The organism is Blautia sp. DFI.6.71, from assembly GCF_020593585.1.
Taxonomy (GTDB): domain Bacteria; phylum Bacillota; class Clostridia; order Lachnospirales; family Lachnospiraceae; genus Blautia_A; species Blautia_A wexlerae.
On the sequence record NZ_JAJDMJ010000019.1, the window covers coordinates 1 to 25690 of the forward strand.

Here is a 25690-nt window from a genome sequence, read left to right on the forward strand (position 1 = left end):
ATCGCAGGAAGAATGAATCTCAAGGAAATGTCAACATGTATGTAGTTTTGAAGGTGCAAACCTTTATTCCTCCTTAGCTCAGTCGGTAGAGCATGCGGCTGTTAACCGCAGTGTCGTTGGTTCGAGTCCAACAGGGGGAGTTTTCGGAAACATGAAGTCCGATATCAAATTCAATTTTATACCAGGCTCCATGGTCAAGCGGTTAAGACACCGCCCTTTCACGGCGGTAACAGGGGTTCAAATCCCCTTGGAGTCATTATGTAAGATTTCTTACATATAATAAAAGTGAATATGGTGCCATAGCCAAGTGGTAAGGCAAAGGTCTGCAACACCTCTATCCCCGGTTCAAATCCGGGTGGCACCTCTTGAAAAACCTTAGAAATATCTTCTAAGGTTTTTTTGTGTTAATGTATACTGACACTTGCGATAGTGACACAGGATTGATTCTGATAATTTCTGGAAGTCACAGAAATAACAGGCTACAGGAGAGGGAATTTCGGTGGCTCCTGAACTGTTAGATGTTCACCGATCAGCTTCTCCATCCAGACCATATTATACCAGTGGTTGAATTTGTAACCGCATTTATGGAACTCACCTACAAGACGATATCCCATATGAGTGTGAAATTCCACACTGTTTTTGTCAAGATGTTCATCTTCCTTTGGAGGATAGGCAATGCAGGCATTCATATTTAAGATACCCTGCTCACGTAAAGCGGTTTCAAGGGCATCATGAAGCATGCGGCCTATCCCTCTGTGTTTAAGAGACTGATCAACATAAATAGATGTTTCCACAGCCCAGTCATATGCAGGTCTTTCATGGAAAGGACCTGCATATGCATATCCAAGCAAAGTTCCTTTTTCTTCAGCTACAAGGTAAGGGTATTTTCTCAGAGTGTGTTGAATCCGGGAAGCAAATTCTTCTGTGGAGGGAACATCATATTCAAAGGTGATGGCTGTATTTTCTACATATGGTCTGTAAATTTTAAGCAGTGCCGGCGCATCTGCAGCAGAAGCGGTACGGATTATTATTTTATTGTCCATGATAATTTCCTTTCTGAAGTGTGCTTGAAAAATATATGTAACTATTCATCAAATTCTGCAGTTACTATAAAACCTCGCGGTGTATGTTCAATATTTTTTACGATTCCTTTTCTGGATCTGATGCGTTCTGCATTTGGATAACAGCCGGACATTGCCACAGCCGGTTCAATGATATAACTGTAATTCATAAAAGACTGATATTCGGAAATTTCTATTTCATCTCCCACATTTATTAATCCTTGACGTTCCATTTTAAATTTTTCCTGACGCATATAATTCCTTCTTTCTGTGTCAAGCGGATAAAATCATCCGCTTTGCTACGCAGCTTTACACCGAATAACTGCTCCGCAGGGGACTTACCTGATTCGGTTAAATAGAGTAACAGTTCAGTATATGATTGTTTTACAAAAGTGCTGTCATAAGTGAAGCTGCCATATAAGTATAACACAAAAAAAGTAAACAACAATGATTGTTATAAAAAAGTAAAATAAATGAAAAAAGTACTTGAATACGTAGGATTAAGCATATATAATTAATAGAAATTGTGCTGTTTACAGATAAATGTTAGAACTTTGCGACTGACAGGATTTTGGAAGCTGCTTTTTATATTGATACGGAAAGGGGAAATTACATGAAAACGATCGTCGTTTGTGATGATGTTGAGATTGAAAGACTTCTTTTAAAAGAAATATTGTGTCAGTATTTTGAAGAAATAAATGAAGAGGTTTCAATTGTAGAATATGATTCAGGAGAGACGCTTATAGCCGACGTGGAAGAAGGATACATTGCTATGGATCTGCTTTTTCTGGATATTTGTATGAAGAAACTTAATGGAATGGAAACTGCAAGAAAATTGAGACAGATACAGTGTAAGGTGCCGATCATTTTTCTTACCGCCTCACCGGATTATGCCATAGAGAGTTATGAAGTACAGGCTTCCGGATATTTGTTGAAATCATTTTCAGAAGAGAAACTGATGAAACTTCTGAACAGGATTCTTAAAACGGATATGAAAAGGCGTGTTGCAATCAAAAACAGAAGACAGTACCGTTATCCATGTACAGATGATATCATGTATATTGACAGCGATAAACATAATGTCACCCTGCATCTGTCAGATGGTTCCGAAATTATAACAGTGGACAAGCTGGGAGAAATTGAGAAGAGAATTAACGAGAAACGTTTTCTGCGCTGCCATCAGAGTTATCTGGTGAATATGGATTATATTAAGGATGTAGAGGACGATTTTATTATGGAAGATGGAACACTTGTGCCTATACGTGTTCGTGGGCGGAAAGAAATACTGGATACGTACTATGATTATTTTGTAAATCATTTTGGAGACTCAAAGGACACTTTTGCAGAATAAATTGCTGAATTTGCATAAAATGAAAAGAGGGCATAAATGCTGATATAATACACATTAAGGTACAGCTGATATAAAAAACAGATAAACTGGGAACGGGGAATGAAAGACACAGTATTATTGTTTTAAATCAGTCGTTATACCTGACCTATTATTAAAAAGTGTGTGAAAAGTGTGTGTTATAAAATGTGTGTGAATGTGTGAAAAATCCCCACCGAAAGTCAATGTTTCCTCGGCATTGAAATTTCGGTGGGGATTTTTTGATATAATATTATCTGATATCAGATGTATCAGAAGAATCCTGTTCAGCAGTTGTCAGGGCAAGCTCCAGAGAAGTGTCTGTGAAGAAGGTATTAGCATTATACAGGTACAGAATTTCCTGAACATTTTCAACCTGCATTAACTGCTCCAGATCTCCAAAGTAATAACGGGGATCAATCATTATGATCTTTCGGTAATGCTGAGCAAGAAATGGGATGAAGCTGTTTGCGTATGAATCCTTAAGCACAAGCAGTGTATTATCTGTTTCAGTAGGAGTACTGATCTTTATCTGAGCGTGGTTTCCACCAAAGAATAATGCATATTTATCTCTTGTCTCAAGTTTCTCAGTATCATAGAAGCTGGCACTTTTTTTCTGTTCGTCTACATAATTAACTACAGAAGAGAGTGCCTGATCTCCGGTGGGGAGAAATACATCGATCTCATCTTTTTCGCCGGAGCGGAAACCGCTTTTGGCAGACAGTGTTCCCTGAAAAGAACGGGTGACAGGTGCTTTGTCATAAGTGTCTGCTGAAGTATCAATTCCCATATCTTTGGCTGCCTTAAGATAGGCATAATAAGCACCCTGGGTAGTCCAGTGATGATCAGTGTGATAATAGAGGTCTTCCATTTTGTGATCTTTAAAAGTGCTGCGAACATCAATAAAGGTCACACCTGCATCGGTCAGGGAGGCAGAGAGGCTGTCAAGCCAGGAATTCTGATCCTGGACAGGGGCAAAAGCAGGAAGCCTGTCGCTCAGGATATTCACAGAATTTGGGGCGATCAGTGCATATTGTTTCAGATCAGAATGTTTTTGCGCAAAGTCAGTCATTGCTTTTACAGTGGCGTCATACTGTGTCTGATCAGGCGCTTTAAATTCTTCCATAAGATATCCGGATTTTCCAACGTATACGCCATTAGATTCTACTTTTCCCATCAGACGGTCAGTTCCGGCTTTCAGGGTAATCCACAGATCGCGAAGTGGAAACTGATCATTTTCATAGGTTTCAAATTGTTTTTCAAATCCGCCGGAAGCAATCTGACTGCCGTTTAAATGAGGCAGGGAAGAAAGTACGCGGTTTTCTTTTTCAGAAAATCCTCTGTCAGGAAGCACAATGCTCAGAATGAGTACGATCAAGGGGATAAATAAAAACAAAAGTCCCATTCTGTGGAAAAATAAACGATAATTTCTTAATGATTTTTTCATATTGTTTACCTTCTAAAATTTTGCATATAAAAATGGTGTGTAAGAGTTATAAACCATATAGGCAATCGATAATGCAAATAAAATAAGATTTATGATCACTGCAGCAACAGGTCTGCGTCTGACCAGACGCTTAAAGTACTGGTAAGGAGCAGGACGGCACATAAGAATACTGATCAGAAGAAGGATAAATCCTGTCTTGAGGTAGTAAAGTGCAGTTTTGTCTATGAAACCGGAAGCTCCGATCCCAAACATAGTTCCAAGGTAATGGCCAAGGGCACCAAAGTCTGTCTGGCTGAAGAATACCCATCCGATCATGACTACAAGCATAGTGTATACAGTGCAAAGCCAGGATGGTATTTTTTTCAGATATTTCTGAAGTACAAATTTTTCGAGTAAAAGGAAGAGTCCGTAATAAACACCCCATAGTACGAAATTCCAGCTTGCACCATGCCACAGACCGGTAAGTGCCCATACCACAAGGATATTTCGGATATGTTTCAGAGTGGAGACCCGATTACCGCCAAGCGGGATATAAATATAATCTCTGAACCAGCTTCCAAGAGAAATATGCCAGCGTCTCCAGAATTCAGAAACACTGGTGGAAATATAGGGATAATCAAAGTTCTTATTAAAATCAAATCCCAGCATTTTTCCCAGACCGATGGCCATATCCGAATAGCCGCTGAAGTCAAAATAAAGCTGCATTGTATAAGCCAGAATGCCAAGCCATGAAGTAAATACAGACATCTGTGGATGACCACAGATACTGCTGTATAAAACCGAGAGATTATCTGCCAGAAGAACTTTCTTTGCAAGACCTTTGACAAAAAGCTCTGCACCGGTACCGAATTTGGAGATATTGATGGTGCGCTGCTTCAGCTGCGTCTCTATATCCGTATATCGTACGATTGGTCCGGCAGAGGTATAAGGAAACATTGTGCTGTATACGGCAAAGGTCAGGAAATTTCGCTGCGCACTGACCTTGCTTAAATAAATATCAAAAAGATAGGACAAATTACGGAAAGTGTAGAAAGAAAGTCCTATCGGCAGCGAAAGCTCCGGATGAGGGATATGGATACCGATGATTCCTCCGATTGTGTTAAGTAAGAATCCATAATATTTAAAAAACACAAGTACTGCAAGATTTATAATGATTGAGAAGATCAGATTAATTTTCTGTTTCCTGTCATCATAATATAAACGTTCCAGTTCTGTACCCATATAATAGTTGAAGATACTGGAAAACAGCATGAGGATCACATATACAGGTTCTCCCCAGGCATAAAAGATCAGACTGCCCAAAAACAGCAGCAGATTGCGGAGCTTTCCCGGTACCAGGTAGTAGATCAGCATGAAAACCGGAAGAAAGCAGAATATAAAAAATATACTGTTGAATACCATATTAAAAGTTCTCCAATCTGGATATTATGAATATTATAGTAATTCTCTTAACTGCATTTTCTCTTAACAGTATTATTAAGAGGACTGCCATAGTAATGGTTCTGCAGTCCATTAGCGTAAAATGCGGAACAGTTACGAGGATTAAAGTAAAATGCTTATATCATGGAAAGAAAGGCAGTGCGCCAGTTCTGTGCGTCTGCGCCGCACATATAATATACATAGTTTCCTTTTTTTCCAACAACTGCATTGTTCAGAAGAGCCATCTGATCTGTGCCATAGCCCTCAAATACCTGCTTCTGACCGGAGAGATGGGCGTTTGCATTTTCAAGCAAAGTATTTGCCTGGGTATTGTCAGTGGCCTTCATAATACAGATTTCTTCTACTGCCATGGGTGAAGCGGCTTTGTAGAAGAAATAACCGTCAATATTGCGGTCATCTGTCTGATAATAATGTTTCAGATCAGAACGTGCTTCTTTATTTAAAGAAGTGATATCAGAATCCTGTTCCATAGTCTGTGCAATCTGTTCCATGGGTACATTCTTTGCGCTGTCGGAGGTATACAGGACAGCCAGATATGCGATAAGGAAAAGAACAAATGCACCTTTGATAAAAATATGTAAATAATTTTTCATGCCTTTAACCCCGCAATCTGTGCCATATTTGTCAGCCATTTGGGATAGTAGTCCTGAATCACATGTTCACCGTCCGGTTCATACAGATTTTCTGAACTGTCTGTTACAATCGTTGAATTGTCAATAAAGGTACATCCCATTTCCTGACAGAGTTTGATAAGTCCTTCATTATAATCAGGGTAATATCCAAGATCAGGAGTCTGTGCGATCGCTTCATCAGTAATCGGCAGAATGCAGTTGATATAAATTGGGACATCCGGTAAGGCTGTCTGGATTTTCTTTATCTGCGTCCTGTATGCATCAATAAATTCTGATGAAGCCGAACCATATATTTCCAGGTCGTTGGAACCAAATGCCATGAATACATGAGAGGGATTCAGAGCAATTGCCGTACTGATCTGATCATCGGCTGCACCTACATTTAATCCTCGTTTGCTGACTACCACATCCGTATCCAGATATCCGTATTCTACGATGGATTCTGTGATAGAGTCACCGATGATGACGTTTCCGGCAAAAACCTGTCGGATTTCTACATCACTTAACAGGGTAGATCCGGAACCGTCTGAAGCATCAGAACCGGAAGAAATGCCGGTTGTCTGTTTCAGAGCCTGAAGCTGTTCTTCTGTCTGTGAAATGTCTGAATTTTCCAGAGCCTGAAGGCGGGCTACATTTTCTTTACAGACAGAATCATTCTCATTTCCGCGGGTGCATAAAAAAATCACTGCACCGGCGAGTATAACACCGACAGGGATAAGAAATAAAACTTTATTCTTTGGTTGTTTTTTCAAAATAAATCCTTCCTATGGAAAAATATCCATTTTATGACATAGTTTTATTTATAGCAATACTCTCAAATGTATTATTTATGAGTATCGCTATAATTATAATACGCACTAAAAAAACTTCAAGGAAAAATTCACAAATTTTACACAAAGTCATGCAGTTGCCTGTGGACGAAGAGAAAGAAAGAAGTTATACTATTTTAGAAGAAATGGAATAGTATTTTTAACCGAATCAAGTAAGTCCCCTGCGGAGATTGCGAAAAGCAATAAGAGTGGGTGTGGACTTGCTATCATACAGTCAGGAGGAAAAGGTTATGGGGAAAAAAGTTTCTGATTTTTTAAAAAGCGAGATTTTATCATCGGTTTTTTATCTGGCATTTGGTCTGTGTCTGCTCCTGGTTCCGGACCAGACCGTAAACATTATCTGCAAGATTGTATTCGGACTGGTAATGATCGCTTCCGGTATTTATCATATTGTTATTTATACAGCTGAGAAGGAAAAGGCAACGATTCTTGATCTGTTTACAGGTGTGATCGTCATGGTGCTTGGAATTTTTCTTTTCTTTACACCGCAGATTGTGATCAAAATCCTGCCATATTTACTGGGAGCCTTGGTACTGGTTGACAGTATCTGGAAGATAAAGGGAAGTTACAGACTGAAAAAAGCCCATAGAGGACGCTGGAAGATTATTCTTATTGGCTGTCTGGTATTTATTGCGCTGGGTGTTTCCATGTTGCTCTATTCTTTTTTGAGTGTAACCCGGATGATCCTGTTTTCCGGAATTATTCTGACTGCTGATGGAGTGGCAGACATTGTATTTTTGATCATGATTCGTCTTGGAATGAAAAAATCCGAAAAACTCTGTGCTGAAAAAGAACAGGAAGAGAATGGCAAAGAGAAACCATGGGATGACCCGGCAGATGCAGGTCTGGACGAAAAAGTGCAGGATAAATCTTTAAATGAAGATGAAACAGAATGGAAGCAAGATACAGATTCTCAGGTTCAGGAAGCGGAGATGGAAATAGAAACCGGGAAGACTGCAGATGCAGCAGATGCAGACGCCATTCTGGATGCAGAGATGCAGACTCCGGATGAAGGCGTGGAAAGTCCCGGCAGAGAAATCCGGGAAATGCTGAAAAATCATGATGAACCGCTGGAAGAATGGAAGGACTGAGTGAAATATGCAGGAACAGAATCCCATTGTACTGATGAATTTCTCCGGAATTTACAGAGAAGAAGAATTCTGGAAAAACAGACAGGTATCCTGGATTGAGCTTCAGGATGTCTGTGGGACAAACTGCTATTGTGATGAGGAAGCAATCGCAGAGATTAATAAACGAACAGAAAATTATCCAACTGTCGGAATCCATTTTATTGATTCCGGCAATTATCACTATATGACAAGACTTTGGCTGACAAGAATGGATCAACCGTTCTGTCTGCTGGTATACGATAATCATACAGATATGCAGCCTCCGGCTTTTGGTGGGATTTTGTCGTGTGGAGGATGGATCGCGGCAGCGTTGGAGGAACTGGAGAATCTGAAATATGTGATCCTTGTGGGACCGGATGAAGCAGCCTATGAGCAGGTAGATGAGAATCTGAAGGACAGAGTGATATTTCTCTCCAGAGAGAAACTTCAGGTGATGAATGATGAAGAGAGAAACTGGTTTCTCAGGGAAACAGTCAGTGAAGTATGTAATTGGAGAAAATCGGAAGGTTTACAGGAAGATGCTGAAAAATTCCTTCCATTATATATATCTGTTGATAAAGATGTGCTTTGTACAGAGGATGCACAGACGACATGGAGCCAGGGGGATATGAGGCTGACAACTTTGGTGTCCGGTGTACAGACTGTATTGGAATGTGCAAAAGAAAGCAGTGGAAAGATTGCCGGTGTGGATATCTGCGGAGAAGCAGATGCGGAAGCGGTACATGAGAATGAAGCCAATGATTATGCAAATGAAAAATTGCTGGAGGTTTTTGAAGGTTTATTTGGGAAATCCGACTGTGAATAATAAATAAAATGAGAGAGTGACAGGAAGTATTTTAAGATTTGAGAGGATTTGAGACATGCATAATGAATTGTTGCATATAGGACCGTTGACGGTATATGGTTATGGATTTATGATTGCCATGGGAGTATTGGCTGCCTGGTTTGTGGCTGAGCAGAGAGCGCGTAAACTGAAACTTGCATGTGAACATATTTTTTATCTGGTAGTGTGGTGCACCATTGGTGGATTTACATCTGCGAAGATTTTGTTCTGGATCACCAACTGGAGGGAATTTCTGCAGAATCCAAGGCAGATCATAGGATCAGATGGATTTGTGGTATATGGAGGAATCATCGGAGGAATTCTGGTGGGATGGCTGTACTGCAGGATAAAGAAGTTGAAATTTCTGGAGTATTTTGATCTGATGATGCCATCCATTGCACTGGCACAGGGATTTGGCAGGATTGGATGCTTTCTGGCAGGCTGCTGTTATGGGAAAGAAACTTCAGGGCCTCTGGCGGTTACGTTTACAAATTCAGATTTTGCACCCAACAATGTTGCTCTGATCCCGACACAGATTTATTCCGGTTTTTTGGATTTTGCCCATTTTCTGCTGCTGCTTTATGTGGCAAAGCATAAGAAAGCAGATGGACAGGTGGCTGCCTGCTATCTTATTTTCTACAGTATAGGAAGATTTGTGATCGAATTTTTCAGAGGAGATATTGAAAGAGGAAGCGTAGGAGTATTGTCGACTTCGCAGTTTATCAGTATTTTTACAACTGTGGCTGGAATTATATTATTACTGATTGTTGTGAAGAAACAAAAGCAGGAAGCGAATATCAGTCTGAACAGTAAAGGTTAGAATTGTCATAAAGAGCATATATTGTGCATATCATGTATAAAAAATCCAGGGAGGACAGTAATGTTCGGACCTGACGATTTTGAAGTGCAGATACAGCAGGAAAACCTCCCGGGCATTCATGCTGAGCCGTCAATACCGCCGGCACAGGATGAAGAGTACGGGGATTTTATTGTAAAACATGGACAGAATATGGGTGGAAAATTTCTTCCTGTGAATGAATTGTTTGGAATTCTATATATTCCGCTGAATGAGATTGGTCCGCTGGAAATTAATTCCTATACGTATGCATCTTTGCCGAAGTGTTATACATTTATGGATGCGGACGCATTAAATTCATCCGGGATTACGCGGTTACATAATCATCCCTATCTGAAACTTCAGGGAGAGGGCACAGTGATCGCAGTGATTGATTCCGGGATTGATTATCTGAATCCAATCTTTCGAAACGGAGATGTAAGCCGTATTGCATATATCTGGGATCAGACAATTCCGGGAAATGAGGATGAACAGGTTCCTTATGGAAAGGTTTTTACCGGAGAGGAAATTAATCAGGCATTGCTGTCGGAGAATCCACAGGAGATTGTACCCTCATTGGATGAGAACGGACATGGTACAGCTATGGCAGGGCTGGCAGCAGGCAATTTTGTACCCACAGAAAATTTCTCAGGAGCAGCTCCGAAAGCAACGATCATTGTGGTGAAATTAAAGAAAGCAAAATCCTATCTGAGAAAATTTTACCAGTATCCGCCACAGGCACCGGTATTTCAGGAAGACGACATTATGCTGGGGATTTCTTTTGCAGTGAAGATGGCACAAGAGATGGGAATGCCGGTTTCCGTTTGTCTGGGACTTGGCACCAATCAGAGCGCACATGTTGGTGACAGTGAGCTGAGTCGATATGTAGATTATATTAATGAAGATTCTCAGGTATCAGTATCTGTGGCAGCAGGAAATGAGGGTGCAGCACAGCATCATTATACAGCAGAGTTGGACTATGTGAAAAATCAGGATACTGTTGAACTTCGTATTGCGGATAAAGAAGAAGGATTTTCCATGGAATTTTGGGGAGATCCGCCGGATGACTATGGGATATCGTTACAGTCACCGGCAGGAGAAAAGCTGTATGTGAGCAGTTCTCTTGGTGCAGGTACTCAGGAATTAAGTTTCATTTTTGTGGAGACGAAAGTGCTGGTCAATTACGTAAAGATGGAGAGGATGACCGGGAAACAGCTGATTTATTTTCGCTTCTTTCATCCGGCAGCAGGTATCTGGAAGGTAAATGTCAGTAAAAAAGGAATATCGGGAAGCAGGTTTCACATGTGGCTTCCGGTGCAAGGGCTGATTTCGCCGGATACTTATTTTCTGGAGTCTACACCTTATATAACTGTTACTGCACCTGGGGATTCAACCAGAGGTATTACGGCAACAGCTTATCAGTATCTGGATAACAGTCTGTATTTTCAGGCTGGGCGAGGGTTTACTCCAAATAACCAGGTGACACCTGATCTGGCAGCACCGGGAGTAGATCTGCTCATTCCATTGCCGGGAGGGGCGTTTGGAAAGGCTTCGGGGAGCAGTCTTTCTTCTGCTGTTGTTGCAGGAGCAGCAGCATTGGTGCAGGAATGGGCGATCGTGAGAGGAAATATTCCTTATGCATCGGGAAATACAGTGAAGTTTTATCTGCAGAAAGGGGCAGTGAGAGAAGAACAGATGGAATATCCCAATCCGGGATGGGGATATGGAAGACTGGATCTGTATCGGACATTTGAGATTATAAACTGAAAGGTTTATGAAATACTGGAAAATACATATAAAAGATAAAATAATAACCAAATTTTAAGAGTAAATATTGTATAGTTTTAGACCAAAAATAATTAGGCTGTCTAATTGTTTTTTTGGACGAAAAATGTTACAATCGTACAAAAGAAATTGGGAGGCAATTATGAAGAGAGGCAGTATTTTTGAAACTGACGGAATCCCCCGCATGAGTGAGGCTTTACCCCTTGCCATGCAGCATGTCGTAGCTATGATCGTTGGCTGTGTCACACCGGCGATCATCGTTTCCGGAGCAGTTCCAGGCGGACTCTCCAGAGAAGACCAGGTTATCCTGATCCAGTCGGCACTGGTCATTGCAGCATTGTCAACTTTGCTTCAGCTGTTTCCGATTGGCGGAAAGGCGAAATTTGCAATTGGCTCAGGCCTGCCTATTATCATGGGTGTCAGCTTTGCTTACGTGCCAAGTATGCAGGCGATAGCGGAATCGTATGGAATAGCAGCAATCATGGGTGCGGAGATTGTTGGTGGTATCGTAGCAGTTGTTATGGGTTTGCTGGTCAAGAAGATTCGGGTATTTTTCCCGCCGCTAATCACAGGAACAGTCGTATTTACCATCGGTCTTTCCCTGTATCCGACTGCCATTAATTATATGGCAGGCGGTACCAGCAGTCCGAATTACGGATCCTGGCAGAACTGGGCAATTGCATTTTTCACGCTGATCGTTGTTACAGCTCTGAATCATTTTGGAAAGGGAATCTGGAAACTGGCATCTATTCTGATCGGTATTATAGTGGGATATCTGGTTTCTATTCCGTTTGGAATGGTAGATTTCTCAAGCATAGGGGAAGCAGGTGTCTGTCAGCTTCCATCTCTGATGCATTTTGGAGTACAGTTTGAGCCGTCTTCCTGTGTTGCACTGGGAATTTTATTTGCTATCAACTCTATTCAGGCAATCGGTGATTATTCAGCGACTACGATCGGAGCTATGGACAGAACACCTAAGGATGATGAACTGCAGCGTGGAATCGTTGGTTATGGTCTTTCTAACGTTGTAGGCGCATTGCTCGGCGGACTTCCCACAGCAACATACAGCCAGAACGTTGGTATTGTTACAACTACAAAGGTTATCAACCGTTGGGTACTGGGACTTGCAGCTGCAATTCTCGGTATAGCAGGTCTGGTTCCGAAATTCTCAGCTATCCTGACAACGATTCCTCAGTGTGTACTGGGCGGTGCAACTGTGTCTGTATTTGCATCGATCGCAATGACAGGTATGAAGCTGGTTGCTTCTGCTGAGATGGATTACCGTAATTCATCTATCGTAGGACTCGCAGCTGCACTGGGAATGGGTGTATCTCAGGCAACAGCTGCACTTGCAAGCTTTCCCACATGGGTAACAACAATTTTCGGTAAATCACCGGTTGTCCTTGCAACTATTATTGCAGTAATGCTTAATGTGATCCTTCCGAAAACACGGGATGAGCAGAAAGAAGAGGCAAAAAAAAAGATTAAAATAGAACAGAAACTGGAAGAAGACCACAGGGAATTCGGGGAATAAAAACAGAAACTGAATATGGGAAATATAAGGTGTGCTTTCACAGGGGGATGTGGGAACACACCTTTTTATTGAATTGCTATGGAAGGCAGTTGTATGATATAATGAAAAGCAATCACATTAAATCAAACGATACAGGAGGTTTCTTATGTCCAGAAAGAATCTGATCGTCGGTCAGTCCGGCGGTCCTACCGCAGTAATTAACAGCAGCCTTTACGGAGTTGTATCCGAGGGAATGCGTCATCCGGAAGCTATTGAGCATGTTTACGGAATGATAAACGGAATTGAAGGATTTTTAAATGGAACAGTTCTTGACTTTGCCGAAGCACTTCCGGGAGAGAAACTTGACGGTCTGAAAGTCACACCAGGTGCTTATCTTGGTTCCTGCCGCTATAAATTGCCGGAATCACTGGAAGATCCGGTTTATCCAAGACTTTTTAAAAAATTTGAAGAAATGAATATTGGCTGGTTTTTCTATATCGGTGGAAATGATTCCATGGATACGGTGAGCAAACTTTCCCGTTATGCTGCGCAGACAGGCAGTGATATCCGTATCCTCGGAGAGCCAAAAACAATCGACAATGATCTGATCCACACAGACCATACTCCGGGATTTGGAAGTGCAGCCAGATATGTAGCTTCTACAGTCCGCGAGATTACCATAGATGCAAATGTGTATGAAAAGAAATCCGTAACGATTATAGAAATTATGGGCCGCCACGCAGGATGGCTCACTGCTGCATCTGCACTTGCCCGCAAATATACAGGAGACAACCCTCTTCTCATCTACCTTCCGGAAACAGCCTTTGACCAGGAAGAATTTCTTAAAGCAGTAGAGAACTCCTTTGAGAAAAACTGCAATGTCATTGTCTGCGTATCAGAAGGAATCCATGACGACAAGGGCACATTTATCTGTGAATACGACAATTCCGTAGGCACTGATACCTTTGGACACAAAATGCTGGCAGGCTGTGGTAAATATCTCGAAAACCTTGTCAGAAACCGCCTCGGTGTAAAAGCCCGTTCTGTAGAACTCAACGTCAGCCAGCGTTGCTCTGCATCTATGATGTCCGCCACAGACCAGCAGGAAGCCATCAAAGCCGGAGAATTCGGCGTACAGGCAGCCCTCAACGGCGAAACAGGAAAAATGATCTCATTTATCCGCAAAGAAACCTCTGACGGAACCTATATCATGGAATGTGGTCTTGAAGACGTCAATGCCATCTGCAACGAAGAAAAAACAGTTCCACCAGAGTGGATCACAGAAGACGGATCTGACGTCACTGAAGCCTTCATAAACTACGCCCGCCCTCTGATCCAGGGAACAGTACAGATCCCCTGTGGCGAAGACGGCCTCCCGGCATTCGTATACCGAAAATAGTATAGATTGACGGACGCGCAGGAAAATTAATTGTCTGGCGTGCGGTTTCGGACACTAAGATATTCTAAGGCGATAAAAATCTGCTAAAAGCATGAGCCCGCAGGGTCAAACTCGCTGTCGCTCAGACAGTGACCCTGTGGGCTCATAACGCATATTTTTATCGTCTAAGAATATCTAAGTATCCTGCAAATGCACGCCAGACAATTAATTTTCCTGCGCTGTTATAATATATATCAGTAGATTGCAAATATAAAGATAACTGTTTCGCAGTTTATTATCGGATACTATAAACAAAATCACATATTATAATAAGCCGCATACACTCCATTCATATCCAACAGCTCTTCATGTGTCCCCCTCTCAGCAATCCCATCCTCAGTGATCACAATAATCTCATCCGCATCCCTGATCGTAGAAAGTCTGTGCGCAATGGTAATAGTAGTACGGTTCTGTGAAAGCTCTTCAAGACTTCTCTGGATCCATCGTTCACTCTCATTATCCAGAGCACTCGTAGCTTCATCAAGGATCAGGATCGGCGGATTCTTCAGGAACACACGTGCAATGGAAATCCTCTGTTTCTGACCGCCCGAAAGTCTTGTTCCGCGTTCTCCGACATAGGTATCATACTGCTGTGGAAGTTCCATAATAAAATCATGAATGCTTGCCCGCTTTGCAGCTGCAATAATCTCTTCATCAGAAGCTCCCGGTTTTCCATATGCAATATTATCCCGGATCGTACCGTCAAACAGATAGACATCCTGCTGTACAGTTCCGATATTATTTCTGAGACTCTTCAGAGTCAGGCTGCGGATATCTTTTCCATCAACAGTGATCCGTCCCTCTGTTACATCATAAAAGCGTGGCAGAAGAGAACAGATAGTAGTTTTCCCGCCACCTGACGGACCCACAAGTGCCACAGACTTTCCGGCAGGGATATCAATAGAGATATCACTGAGAACAGGGGTATTATCGTCACTGTAATGAAAAGATACATGCTCATAGCTTACATGTCCCTTCACATCAGTAAGTTCTCTGGCATCCGGAGCGTCTGTGATCTCTGACTCTGTTTCCATAACATCAAGGAAACGGCGAAAGCCTGAAAGACCCTTTTGCATCATTTCGACCAACTCGACCAGAATCTGGATCGGACTGATAAAGATTCCGATATAAAGTGCATACATGGCAAGATCTGCAGTCTGCATTTCTCCGTTGGCAATAAGATAACCGCCATACACCAGAGTGACCAGATACATCATTCCCTGAAAGAACAGATTAGAGCTCATAAAGCTTCCCATACAGCGATAATTATCACGCTTTGAAAGCAGAAAAGCTTCATTGCTTTTTTTGAATTTGTTATGTTCAATATCTTCATTTGCAAAGGACTGTACCACACGGATACCGGAAAGTGTGTCCTGGAGACTTGCATTGACATCCCCGATCTTACGTCTGTTTTCCATAAAAGTTGTCTGCATTCGGGCATTCTGCTTAAAGGAAAACCAAAACATAACAATAACAAGGATGATCAGTGGAAATGCCAGTTTCTTATTGATAAAGAAAAGAAAGACAAAAGCACCGATGATCTTTACCAGAGAGATAAAAAGGTTTTCAGGACCATGGTGTGCAAACTCGGAAATATCAAAAAGATCACTGACCAGCTTGCTCATCATCTGACCGGAATTATTCTGACTGTAATAGGAAAATGAAAGCTGTTGGTAATGATCAAATAATTCCTGCCGCATATCCCGTTCCATATTTGCTCCCATCATGTGTCCCTGGCAGGTTACATAATATTTGCAGAGACATTGGAGCACATACATAAGAAAGAGTCCTCCTGCGATCACAGGCAGTGCATGAAGAATCCTTGACTGATCCTGAGTGAACAGTGTTTTTGTCATAGTCCGCAGGATCTGAGGATATGCCAGATCTATCAGACTGATCACGGCAGCACATATCAGATCAATAAAAAAGACCGTTTTATACGGACCATAGTAGTGGATGAATTTTTTGATAGTATTCATAAGATAAAATCCTTTCATCTGTGATAGAATATATGTGATTTTATAGTAACATAACAGAAAGGAAAGTCAATAGAGGGGCAGGAACAGGACTTTAAAATGAAGCTTTTTTGTGTTATATTGTGGTTATGGTAATTTCACAGGAGAGGAAGATGATCTGATGCAGGACAGAAAGCTTGAACAGGCTCTGGAGATTTATTTTCAGGAAAATCCGGACAGAGAGTCCGATAAATATCAGGAGATACAGAAATACCTGAAGCTCAGAATACGTTCTGTAATGGAGCTTCTGATAGAGAATGAGGATACAGAAAGGATGGAGCAGATCGAGAAATGCGGATGGTTTTCCGCAAATGAGCTGGAGAATTTTATAAGATGTGCACAGGAAAAAGCAAAGCTGCGTTCTCTGGTATGGCTGCTTCATCTGAAAGATAAAAAATATGGATACCCAAAAAAAGACTTTTCACTGTAAAACAACAACAGAGCAGGAACTTACCGGAAAAAAAATCCTGCAAAACTGCAGAAATCAATTATATCTGGACTTTCCTTATCTGGACGGGGCATTTACAAGTCTGGAATACAAAGCAGACAGTAGCATTGATACAATTGGGACAGACGGGGAGCTGATTTATTTTAATCCGGTATTTCTTATGAAAAAATATCTGGAAGATCCGGCAGCAGTAAGAAGAGGATATCTGCACATGCTGCTTCACTGTCTGTACCTTCATATTTTCATGGAACCTGACAGAGATTCCGGTGAATGGGACAGGGAATGCGACTGTTTTGTAGAGCAGCTGATCGACAAGGCTGTCGGAGAAGGCAAAATCAGCCTGAAGAAAAGAAAATCAGATGATACACAGGTGAACACAAATACTTTTGATGATCACATATTCTGGCAGAGAACTGCCGGACAGGCATCAGGAGGCAGGAGAACAAAGGAAAAATGGGAACATATCCTTGCTTATACCTCACAGAATAAGACCGGTATGCAAAGCAGGGCAGGGACTCAGACAAACGATCAGCAGGAAGAACTGGATGAGATCTACCGCAGTAAATATGATTACCGGAAATTTCTGAAGCAGTTCTGCAGACTGCGGGAGGAAGTGGAGCTGGATACGGAGAGCTTTGATTATATTTTTTACAGCTTTGGAATGGAACATTATGGAAATATTCCATTGATAGAACCGTTGGAGTATAAAGAAGTAAACCGTCTGGAGGAGCTGGTGATCGCCATTGACACATCCGGTTCATGTTCAGGAGAAACTGTACAGAGATTTCTGGGTGAAACCTATGGGATTTTAAGTGAAAAAGAGAATTTTTTCAGCAGGATGAAGGTATATATCGTCCAGTGCGACTGTTTTATCCAGAAAGTGGATGTGATCCATTCTGAGGAAGAGTGGAAGGAATACATCCGGAACGTTAAGATCCAGGGCAGGGGAGGTACAGATTTCCGCCCTGTATTTGAATTGATCCGTCAGGAAAAAGAGAGAAAAGAACTGAAGAATCTCAGAGCACTGATCTATTTTACAGATGGTGACGGGATTTATCCGGGACAAAAGCCGGATTATGAGACTGCATTTGTATTTCTGAAACGGACGGACAAGATGAAACTGGTGCCGCCATGGGCGAAATGTCTGATCACAGGAACGGGACAAACTGCGGAGCAGATGTCAGTTTGAGTAAATAATGTTACTGTTCACTGGTAATATCCCGCGAGGTGTTTTTTGTGAGCGAAGGTCACAGAAAACCCGAGACATACCGCGCGAATTTATGCGATTAGCATAAATTCTGTGCATCGCGAAGCGTGTTGCTGGGAACGGAGTGAACAGTAACTAAATAATTAGCAGGAGTATGATAATAAAATGAACATACAGGAAGCAAAAACAGAAATCTGTAATACACTTCGCGCATATCTGGCGAAGGATGAGAATGGATATTATACTTATCCTCTGATCCGTCAGAGACCGCTGTTGCTGATCGGTCCGCCGGGAATCGGCAAAACTGCCATTATGGAACAGGCGGCAGCAGAGTGCGGTGTGGGACTTGTAGCCTACACCATTACCCATCACACCCGTCAGAGTGCCATCGGTCTTCCGGAGATCGTTAAACGGAATTACGGTGGAAAAGGAATGATGGTGACAGATTACACAATGAGTGAGATCGTGGCATCTGTCTATGATTGTATGGAGAATACAGGCAGGAAAGAGGGAATCCTGTTTATTGATGAGATCAACTGTGTGTCTGAAACCCTGGCACCGGCAATGCTGGCACTTCTCCAGAATAAAACCTTTGGAAGTCATAAGATTCCGGAAGGCTGGATTCTGGTAGCAGCGGGAAATCCACCGGAGTATAATAAATCTGTCAGGGAATTTGATATTGTCACACTCGACCGTGTCCGTAAGCTTACAATTGAGCCTGACTGCGATATCTGGCTGAAATATGCAGGACAGCAGAAGGTGCACCAGGCGATCATTTCTTATCTGTCTGTGAAGAAAAACAATTTCTATGCGGTGGAGAATACAGTAGACGGTAAATTCTTTGTGACTGCCAGGGGATGGGAGGATCTTTCAAGACTTCTGCAAAGCTATGAAAAGCTGGGGATCGGGATCAGTGAGGAACTGGTGGAGGAATTTCTCCAGAAAGAGGAAACAGCCAGAGATTTTGCAGGTTTTTATCAGTTATATACAAAGTATGGGGAGGATTATGAAATCCCGTCGATCCTGTCCGGAAATCTGAGCCGGGAGAATCTGGCGCTGAAGGAGAAGATGGCTGCAGATGGAGCTTTTGAGGAGCGTTTTGCAGTTGTAAATCTGATCCTGGGGGCATTGAGAGAAAAAGCGGAAGAATACGGACAGGCAGATCATCAGCTTGAGATACTCTATGAGATGCTTCTGCATCTGAGAACTCAGGTGAGAAAGAATGCTGAGGAAGAGAAGCTGGGAATTTCATTGCTTGAAGAATTTGTGCAGGAACAGGAAAACAGTCTGCAGATCAAAGTAAAGATGGAACTGATCTCAGTAAGAGAACAGAAATATCAGGAGACGGCAATCCGCAGGCTGAGGGAATATATTCTGACAGCAAAGAAAGAACATGTGCGGTCAGCTGAAAATGGATTTAAGCGGATCAGTAAATGTTTTGAAAAAGAAGCAGTATGCAGAGAAGATATGATCCAGAAACTCCAGGGAGAACTGCAGAATGCCTTTTCATTTATTAAAGAGAGCTTTGGCGAAAATCAGGAAATGCTGCTTTTCGTGACAGGGATCACAGCGGATAAGTCAATGACTTCGTTTATTGCCGGAAATGGCTGTCCGGCATATTTTGAACACAGCGAGATGCTTTTATATAATAAAGAAGAAAATGAACTGCGAAAAGCGTGTCTGGAGGCAGTGCATGAAAGACTACAGGAAGAAAGCCGTGACCGGGTATAATATCTGTTACAGACAGTATCTGAAAACGGCAGTCAGTATATTATTGATAGAAGCAAATCAGACAGCAGCTGATACATAGCAGCAGAAATACGCTGCGGAAATGGAGGAAGAATGTCAGAAAAACAGCCTAAAAAAAAGAAGACAGCAGGGGATGTTGTGTTGACGGTTGTTCTGATCGCAGCAATCTGTGTATTCTGTTATGCAGGATATAATCTGTTTCATATTTATACAGAATATAAGAAAGGTACGGATGAGTACAATTCAATCACACAGATGGCAGTAACAGAACGAGATCCGGATGGAGAAGCGGCAGGACCGGAAGCCGGCAGTGAGCTGAAAGCACCTATGGATATTGACTTTGCATCTCTTAAAAGTGTAAATAATGATGTAGTGGGATGGATTTATGTGGAAGCAGTGCCAGATATTAATTACCCCATCGTGCATGGCAAAGACAATGAAACTTATCTTCACAGAACTTATGAGAAGAATTATAACTTTGCAGGAACTATCTTCGTGGACTATGAAAATAAAGGAGATTTCAGTGACTGCAACACGATCGTGTATGGCCATAATATGAAAAATGGTTCCATGTTTGCACAGCTTAAGAAATTTACACAGGATGAGGAGACTTATAAGAAGAGCAAATATTTCTGGATCTTTACACCTGAGAAAAACTACAGGTATGAGATTATCTCCGCGTACACTACAGGTGTGAACAGTGATACCTATACTCTGTTTAAGGGACCGGGTGAGGAATTTGAAAAATATCTGGAAAAGATCAGAGGATATTCCGAGATTCAGACAGATGCAGAAGGAATGAACATAAAGGACAAGATCATTACTCTGTCTACCTGTACAGGAAACGAGGCAACCCGTTATGTTGTCCAGGGAAAACGTGTGGATACACTTGATGTCGGGCAGTAGAATTATGAAGAGCAGTTACCTGAATCAGAAGAAAATCGTATTGCTGTAAAAGCAGACGATAAAAATTCAGATGATAAAATTTCAGTAACAGTGTTTTGAAAAAATAAAGGAGGAATTCTAAATGGCAGGAGAAGTTGAGAGATTACAGGAACTTGTAGACAAATATGACAATATTGTCTTCTTCGGTGGAGCAGGTGTTTCCACAGAGAGCGGAATCCCGGATTTCAGAAGTCAGGACGGACTTTATCATCAGAAATATGACTATCCTCCGGAAACGATCTTAAGCCATACATTCTTTATGAGAAAGCCGGAAGAATTTTTCAAATTCTACAGAGACAAGATGCTTTGTGACACTGCAAAACCAAATGCAGCACATCTGAAGCTGGCAGAACTGGAACAGGCAGGAAAACTGAAAGCAGTTATCACCCAGAATATCGACAATCTGCATCAGATGGCGGGTAGTAAGAAAGTGCTGGAGCTTCATGGAAGTGTATACCGCAATTACTGCATGAAGTGTCACAGATTTTATGATTTTGCCCACATGAAAGCATCCACAGGTGTTCCGAGATGCGAATGTGGTGGAATTATCAAGCCGGATGTGGTATTGTATGAAGAAGGTCTGGACAATCAGACGATCAATGAAGCAGTGAAGGCAATCTCAGAGGCACAGGTGCTGATCATAGGGGGAACTTCCCTGGCTGTTTACCCGGCAGCAGGACTGATCGATTACTTCCGGGGAGAGCACCTTGTAGTGATCAACAAATCCCCGACTCCGAGAGACAGATATGCAGACCTTCTGATCCAGGGGCCGATCGGACAGGTATTTTCACAGATTCACTGTTAGTGTCAAAGTTATATAAGAGGAGTAAGAGATTATGGGACTTCCCTATGAAGTTGGTGATATTGTTACATTAAAGAAAGTCCATCCCTGCGGAAGCAGAGACTGGGAAATCTTAAGGGTAGGTGCTGATTTCCGCCTGAAATGTACAGGATGCGGACATCAGATCATGGTACCGCGCAAGATGGTTGAGAAAAATACTAAAAATTTGATAAAAAAAGAAAAATAGTACTTTACAGACACGAAAAACTATGTTAAAATCAACACTCGTGATATATTTTATATCCTTGCTCTTTGACAGGCAAAGGGCCAACAGACCATAAGGAGGTAAAGCAAGACATGAACAAGTACGAGTTAGCATTAGTTGTTAGTGCAAAAGTTGAAGACGAAGTACGTGATGCAGTTGTTGAGAAAGCAAAAGGATACATCACACGTTACAACGGCACTATCACAGAAGTAGAAGAATGGGGTAAGAAAAAATTAGCTTACGAAATTCAGAAAATGCATGAAGGCTTCTACTATTTCATTCAGTTTGAAGCAGACGCACAGTGCCCGGCGGAAGTTGAAAGACACGTTCGCATCATGGACAATGTATTAAGATACTTAGTCGTAAGAAAAGACGCATAATCTTATACAGGGTGGATTTTAGAAGGCACCATTAATTGATCCGTTCAACCATTCAAAGCAGAAACGAAGAGGTATTTATATGAACAAAGTAATTTTAATGGGACGCTTAACAAGAGATCCTGAGGTGAGATATTCCGCAGGAGAGAATGCATTGGCAATTGCCAGATATACACTGGCAGTAGACAGAAGATTCCGCCGTGACGGTGAAGCAACAGCAGACTTTATCAGTTGTGTATCCTTTGGACGTACAGCCGAGTTTGCTGAGAAGTATTTCCGTCAGGGACTTAAGATCATTGTTTCAGGACGCATTCAGACAGGCAGCTACACCAATCGTGATGGCCAGAAGGTTTATACCACAGAGGTAGTAGTTGAGGAACAGGAGTTTGCTGAGAGCAAGGCGGCTAGCGATAATTACGCAGCTTCCCATCCTCAGACATCATCCCCTGCACCTGCACCATCCATGCCGGCTCCGGGAGCAGCCAGTGCAGACGGTTTCATGAACATTCCGGATGGAATTGATGAAGAACTGCCGTTTATTTAATACAAACTGATAGAATAAAATAGGAGGAAAGCAATCATGGCTTACAATAGAGGCGAAAGACCAGACTCTCCAATGAAGAGAAGAGGCGGCCGCAGAAGAAAAAAAGTTTGCGTATTCTGTGGTAAAGAGAATAACGAGATCGACTACAAGGATGTAGCAAAATTAAGAAAATATGTTTCTGAAAGAGGAAAAATCCTCCCAAGAAGAATTACAGGAAACTGTGCAAAACATCAGAGAGCACTGACAGTTGCTATCAAGAGAGCACGTCATATGTCTATGATGCCATACATTCAGGACTAATTCTGAAGATGATAAATGCTGCTCCGCATTTGGCGGAGCAGCATTTTTGCATTATTTACGAGAATTGCTATAGAACAGAATGAACAGTAACACAATAACCATTATTTTTGTGCGTTCTTCTGTTGCTATGGTAAATTCTGTTCAAATCTGTTATAATATGATTCAAAGGGCGTTTTTCACAGAACCTGCCTATATGCAGCACATTTGCTGTGTACAGGCGAAACAAATAGAATGATGAAGAACGGAAAGAAAGATATGAGTGATAAACTGAAATTAAAAGGGCATATGAAAGCATTCATGCGGTGGCCTCTGATTCTCTCGGCTTTACTGATCGTACTTAATATCTGGGTATATTTTGTCAGCGTGAAGGCTGGTATTATTGTGTCAGGTGGAATCCTGATTTATGTGGGATGTGCAGTAATAATACTCCGATGCCACAGACCGTTCATTGTAAATGAACTGATAGCCTTTGCCAATCAGTATGATTCGCTTGAAAAGAGAATCCTTGAAGAACTGGCATTGCCCTATGCCATTATGGATATGAATGGCAGAATGATCTGGTCCAACAAAGTATTTGCGGAGCTTACAGGTAAAGATCAGTTTTATAAGAAAAATGTCAGCACTGTTTTTCCGGATGTAACAGCTGACAAATTACCGGTTGCAGATAAGAAAGAGACTGCTGAGATCAGTACTCGATTTGGAGAGAAGACTTATCGTATTTCCATGCAGAGGGTGTCTCTTGGTGAAGTGGTTGCCAAAAGTGAGTTTCTGGAGAATTCAAACAGGAATGTCAGCCTGATTGCCATGTATCTGTATGACGATACAGAACTGAAGTCTTACATTAAAAAGAATGAAGACAATAAGCTTGTTGTAGCGTTGGCTTATCTGGATAACTATGAGGAAGCACTTGAGAGTGTAGAGGATGTGAGACGTTCACTTCTGATTGCTCTGATTGACCGGAAGATTACGAAATATTTTTCCAATTTCGATGGTCTTGTAAAGAAACTTGAGAAGGACAAATATTTCCTGATCATGCGCCAGAGTTCGCTTGAGGCTCTGAAAGAACAGAGATTTCATATTCTGGACGAGGTTAAAACAGTTAATATCGGAAATGAGATGGCGATTACTTTGAGTATTGGTGTGGGACTGAATGCTTCCACTTATATTCAAAATTATGAGTATTCACGTATTGCTATAGAGATGGCACTTGGACGTGGCGGTGATCAGGTTGTTATTAAGAATGGAAATAATATTACCTATTACGGCGGAAAGACTCAGCAGATGGAGAAGAATACCCGCGTAAAAGCCAGGGTAAAAGCGCAGGCACTGAAAGAGTTTATGAGTACGAAAGACAGAGTCGTTGTCATGGGACATAAAATCACAGATGTGGATGCGTTGGGAGCAGCAATCGGTATTTTCCGTGCAGGTAAAACACTTGGAAAATCTGTCAGTATTGTAGTGAATGATCCGACAAAATCTATCAGACCGTTGATCGCAGGATATGTGAATAATCCAGACTACGAGCCATCTATGTTTGTGGACAGCGAGCAGGCTAAAGATATGGTAGATAACAATACAGTGGTGGTTGTAGTTGATACTAACAGACCAAGCTATACGGAATGCGAGGAGCTTCTGCACATGACAAAGACGATTGTTGTGCTGGATCATCACAGGCGGGGAAGCGAAGTGATAGAGAATGCGGTGCTTTCCTATGTGGAGCCTTATGCATCCTCAGCCTGTGAGATGGTAGCAGAGATCCTGCAGTATTTCTCGGATGACCTGCGTATCCGCAATATGGAGGCTGACTGTCTCTATGCGGGAATTATGATCGATACAAACAATTTTACTACAAGAGCAGGTGTACGTACCTTTGAGGCTGCTGCATTCTTAAGAAGGAGTGGAGCAGACGTGACCAGAGTACGTAAACTGTTAAGGGATGATCTGAAATCTTATCAGGCACGTGCAGAAGCAGTGAGAACTGCACAGATTTACAGAGAATGCTATGCCATTGCCAGATGTCCAAGTGAAAATCTGGACAGTCCTACAGTTATAGGAGCACAGGCAGCCAATGAGCTTCTGAATATTGCAGGGGTTAAGGCATCCTTTGTACTGACTCAGTACAATAATGAAGTTTATATCAGTGCCAGGGCTATTGACGAAGTCAATGTACAGGTAATGATGGAAAAGATGGGCGGAGGCGGTCATATGAATATTGCCGGTGCCCAGGTCAAGGCTTCTCCGGATGAGGTGGAGAGAATGCTTAAAGACATCATAGATCAGGAATATCAGGAGGAAAACACAAAATGAAAGTAATCTTACTTGAAGACGTAAAAGCACTTGGAAAAAAGGGACAGATCGTAAATGTAAGTGACGGATATGCAAGAAACATGATCCTTCCTAAGAAACTGGGGCTAGAGGCAACTCCTAAGAATTTAAATGATCTGAAACTTCAGAAAGCAAACGAAGAGAAGGTCGCAAAAGAAGTATATGAAGCAGCACAGGCATTTGCAAAGGATCTCGAGACAAAAGAAATTATCCTTACACTGAAAACAGGAGAAGGCGGAAGAACCTTTGGTTCCGTTTCTTCCAAAGAAATCTCTGAAGCAGCAAAGAAACAGTTGAATCTTGACATTGATAAAAAGAAACTGCAGCTTCCTGAGCCAATCCGTACACTTGGTGTTACCCAGGTGCCTGTCAGATTACATCCTAAGGTAACAGGAACTCTTAAAGTATGGGTAAAAGAAGCATAAGTCTTCCGG

The 25690-nt window shown here is 41.9% G+C and carries 25 protein-coding genes and 3 tRNA genes; 21 read left to right on the forward strand and 7 right to left on the reverse strand.

The window, feature by feature from the left end:
* The first annotated feature begins 67 nt into the window (after window positions 1-67).
* From LJE12_RS09750 to LJE12_RS09760, 3 genes are all read left to right on the forward strand, one after another.
* A tRNA-Asn gene (locus LJE12_RS09750) sits at window positions 68-140 on the forward strand.
* Window positions 141-184: 44 nt separating this feature from the next.
* Window positions 185-256, forward strand: a tRNA-Glu gene (locus LJE12_RS09755).
* 37 nt (window positions 257-293) lie between these two features.
* Window positions 294-364 (forward strand) — tRNA-Cys (locus LJE12_RS09760).
* A 115-nt stretch (window positions 365-479) separates the two neighbouring features.
* Here the strand turns inward: LJE12_RS09760 and LJE12_RS09765 are convergent.
* Window positions 480-1043 (reverse strand): GNAT family N-acetyltransferase, encoded by a 564-nt coding sequence (locus tag LJE12_RS09765; RefSeq protein WP_025579376.1) that lies wholly within the window; start codon window positions 1041-1043, stop codon window positions 480-482.
* 41 nt (window positions 1044-1084) lie between these two features.
* Complete coding sequence (locus LJE12_RS09770; RefSeq protein ID WP_026650366.1) at window positions 1085-1315, reverse strand: hypothetical protein; 231 nt, start codon at window positions 1313-1315, stop codon at window positions 1085-1087.
* A 359-nt stretch (window positions 1316-1674) separates the two neighbouring features.
* Here LJE12_RS09770 and LJE12_RS09775 point away from each other — a divergent pair, with 359 nt between their 5' ends.
* On the forward strand, window positions 1675-2412 hold the full coding sequence (locus LJE12_RS09775; RefSeq protein ID WP_008707876.1) for a LytR/AlgR family response regulator transcription factor: 738 nt from the start codon (window positions 1675-1677) through the stop codon (window positions 2410-2412).
* A 268-nt stretch (window positions 2413-2680) separates the two neighbouring features.
* Here the strand turns inward: LJE12_RS09775 and LJE12_RS09780 are convergent, their stop codons facing one another.
* The 4 genes from LJE12_RS09780 to LJE12_RS09795 all read right to left on the reverse strand — a co-directional run bounded on the left by LJE12_RS09780 (window position 2681) and on the right by LJE12_RS09795 (window position 6698).
* Window positions 2681-3874: a DHHW family protein gene (locus LJE12_RS09780; RefSeq protein ID WP_022380555.1), complete on the reverse strand. Its 1194-nt coding sequence runs from the start codon at window positions 3872-3874 to the stop codon at window positions 2681-2683.
* Window positions 3875-3886: 12 nt separating this feature from the next.
* On the reverse strand, window positions 3887-5275 hold the full coding sequence (locus tag LJE12_RS09785; RefSeq protein ID WP_022380554.1) for an MBOAT family O-acyltransferase: 1389 nt from the start codon (window positions 5273-5275) through the stop codon (window positions 3887-3889).
* A gap of 155 nt (window positions 5276-5430) precedes the next feature.
* Window positions 5431-5907 carry a DUF4358 domain-containing protein gene (locus tag LJE12_RS09790; protein WP_008707882.1) on the reverse strand — a complete coding sequence of 159 codons (477 nt, stop codon included), beginning with the start codon at window positions 5905-5907 and terminating at the stop codon, window positions 5431-5433.
* Window positions 5904-6698: a GDSL-type esterase/lipase family protein gene (locus LJE12_RS09795; protein WP_008707883.1), complete on the reverse strand. Its 795-nt coding sequence runs from the start codon at window positions 6696-6698 to the stop codon at window positions 5904-5906. The genes LJE12_RS09790 and LJE12_RS09795 overlap by 4 nt, the downstream gene beginning before the upstream one ends.
* 308 nt (window positions 6699-7006) lie before the next feature.
* Here LJE12_RS09795 and LJE12_RS09800 point away from each other — a divergent pair, with 308 nt between their 5' ends.
* From LJE12_RS09800 to LJE12_RS09825, 6 genes are all read left to right on the forward strand, one after another.
* Complete coding sequence (locus LJE12_RS09800; protein WP_055054050.1) at window positions 7007-7867, forward strand: HdeD family acid-resistance protein; 861 nt, start codon at window positions 7007-7009, stop codon at window positions 7865-7867.
* A gap of 7 nt (window positions 7868-7874) precedes the next feature.
* On the forward strand, window positions 7875-8711 hold the full coding sequence (locus LJE12_RS09805) for an arginase (protein ID WP_173698177.1): 837 nt from the start codon (window positions 7875-7877) through the stop codon (window positions 8709-8711).
* A gap of 55 nt (window positions 8712-8766) precedes the next feature.
* A complete protein-coding gene (locus LJE12_RS09810) occupies window positions 8767-9549 on the forward strand; it encodes a prolipoprotein diacylglyceryl transferase (protein WP_227226904.1) in 783 nt (260 codons plus the stop codon).
* Between the two features lie 60 nt (window positions 9550-9609).
* Window positions 9610-11331 (forward strand): S8 family peptidase, encoded by a 1722-nt coding sequence (locus LJE12_RS09815; protein WP_227226903.1) that lies wholly within the window; start codon window positions 9610-9612, stop codon window positions 11329-11331.
* 160 nt (window positions 11332-11491) lie between these two features.
* The gene (locus tag LJE12_RS09820; RefSeq protein WP_025579386.1) at window positions 11492-12883 is read left to right on the forward strand and encodes a uracil-xanthine permease family protein; all 1392 of its coding nucleotides are present in this window, start codon (window positions 11492-11494) and stop codon (window positions 12881-12883) included.
* 145 nt (window positions 12884-13028) lie between these two features.
* The gene (locus tag LJE12_RS09825) at window positions 13029-14261 is read left to right on the forward strand and encodes a 6-phosphofructokinase (RefSeq protein ID WP_118409490.1); all 1233 of its coding nucleotides are present in this window, start codon (window positions 13029-13031) and stop codon (window positions 14259-14261) included.
* A gap of 296 nt (window positions 14262-14557) precedes the next feature.
* Here the strand turns inward: LJE12_RS09825 and LJE12_RS09830 are convergent, their stop codons facing one another.
* Window positions 14558-16279: an ABC transporter ATP-binding protein gene (locus LJE12_RS09830; protein ID WP_055058400.1), complete on the reverse strand. Its 1722-nt coding sequence runs from the start codon at window positions 16277-16279 to the stop codon at window positions 14558-14560.
* A 157-nt stretch (window positions 16280-16436) separates the two neighbouring features.
* On the opposite strand from LJE12_RS09830, the gene LJE12_RS09835 reads away from it, so the two are divergent.
* The 11 genes from LJE12_RS09835 to rplI all read left to right on the forward strand — a co-directional run bounded on the left by LJE12_RS09835 (window position 16437) and on the right by rplI (window position 25681).
* A complete protein-coding gene (locus tag LJE12_RS09835) occupies window positions 16437-16745 on the forward strand; it encodes a hypothetical protein (protein ID WP_022380547.1) in 309 nt (102 codons plus the stop codon).
* Window positions 16714-17952 (forward strand): vWA domain-containing protein, encoded by a 1239-nt coding sequence (locus LJE12_RS09840; protein WP_128865943.1) that lies wholly within the window; start codon window positions 16714-16716, stop codon window positions 17950-17952. Before LJE12_RS09835 ends, LJE12_RS09840 begins: the two co-directional genes overlap by 32 nt.
* Window positions 17953-18135: 183 nt before the next feature.
* Window positions 18136-19701 (forward strand): AAA family ATPase, encoded by a 1566-nt coding sequence (locus LJE12_RS09845; protein ID WP_022380545.1) that lies wholly within the window; start codon window positions 18136-18138, stop codon window positions 19699-19701.
* A 111-nt stretch (window positions 19702-19812) separates the two neighbouring features.
* Complete coding sequence (gene srtB / locus LJE12_RS09850) at window positions 19813-20625, forward strand: class B sortase (protein ID WP_022380544.1); 813 nt, start codon at window positions 19813-19815, stop codon at window positions 20623-20625.
* 121 nt (window positions 20626-20746) lie between these two features.
* Window positions 20747-21469: an NAD-dependent protein deacylase gene (locus LJE12_RS09855; RefSeq protein WP_022380543.1), complete on the forward strand. Its 723-nt coding sequence runs from the start codon at window positions 20747-20749 to the stop codon at window positions 21467-21469.
* A gap of 31 nt (window positions 21470-21500) precedes the next feature.
* Entirely contained in the window at window positions 21501-21692 is a 192-nt protein-coding gene (locus LJE12_RS09860; RefSeq protein ID WP_008707901.1) for a DUF951 domain-containing protein, read from the forward strand.
* Window positions 21693-21802: 110 nt separating this feature from the next.
* Complete coding sequence (gene rpsF / locus LJE12_RS09865) at window positions 21803-22090, forward strand: 30S ribosomal protein S6 (protein ID WP_020993443.1); 288 nt, start codon at window positions 21803-21805, stop codon at window positions 22088-22090.
* Between the two features lie 79 nt (window positions 22091-22169).
* Entirely contained in the window at window positions 22170-22631 is a 462-nt protein-coding gene (locus LJE12_RS09870; RefSeq protein ID WP_022380542.1) for a single-stranded DNA-binding protein, read from the forward strand.
* Between the two features lie 36 nt (window positions 22632-22667).
* Window positions 22668-22931, forward strand: coding sequence for a 30S ribosomal protein S18 (gene rpsR / locus LJE12_RS09875; protein ID WP_008707906.1), 264 nt, complete (start codon window positions 22668-22670; stop codon window positions 22929-22931).
* A gap of 255 nt (window positions 22932-23186) precedes the next feature.
* Window positions 23187-25238, forward strand: a complete 2052-nt coding sequence (locus tag LJE12_RS09880) for a DHH family phosphoesterase (RefSeq protein ID WP_055060254.1) — start codon at window positions 23187-23189, stop codon at window positions 25236-25238.
* Entirely contained in the window at window positions 25235-25681 is a 447-nt protein-coding gene (gene rplI, locus LJE12_RS09885; RefSeq protein ID WP_008707912.1) for a 50S ribosomal protein L9, read from the forward strand. Before LJE12_RS09880 ends, rplI begins: the two co-directional genes overlap by 4 nt.
* Window positions 25682-25690: the final 9 nt, after the last annotated feature.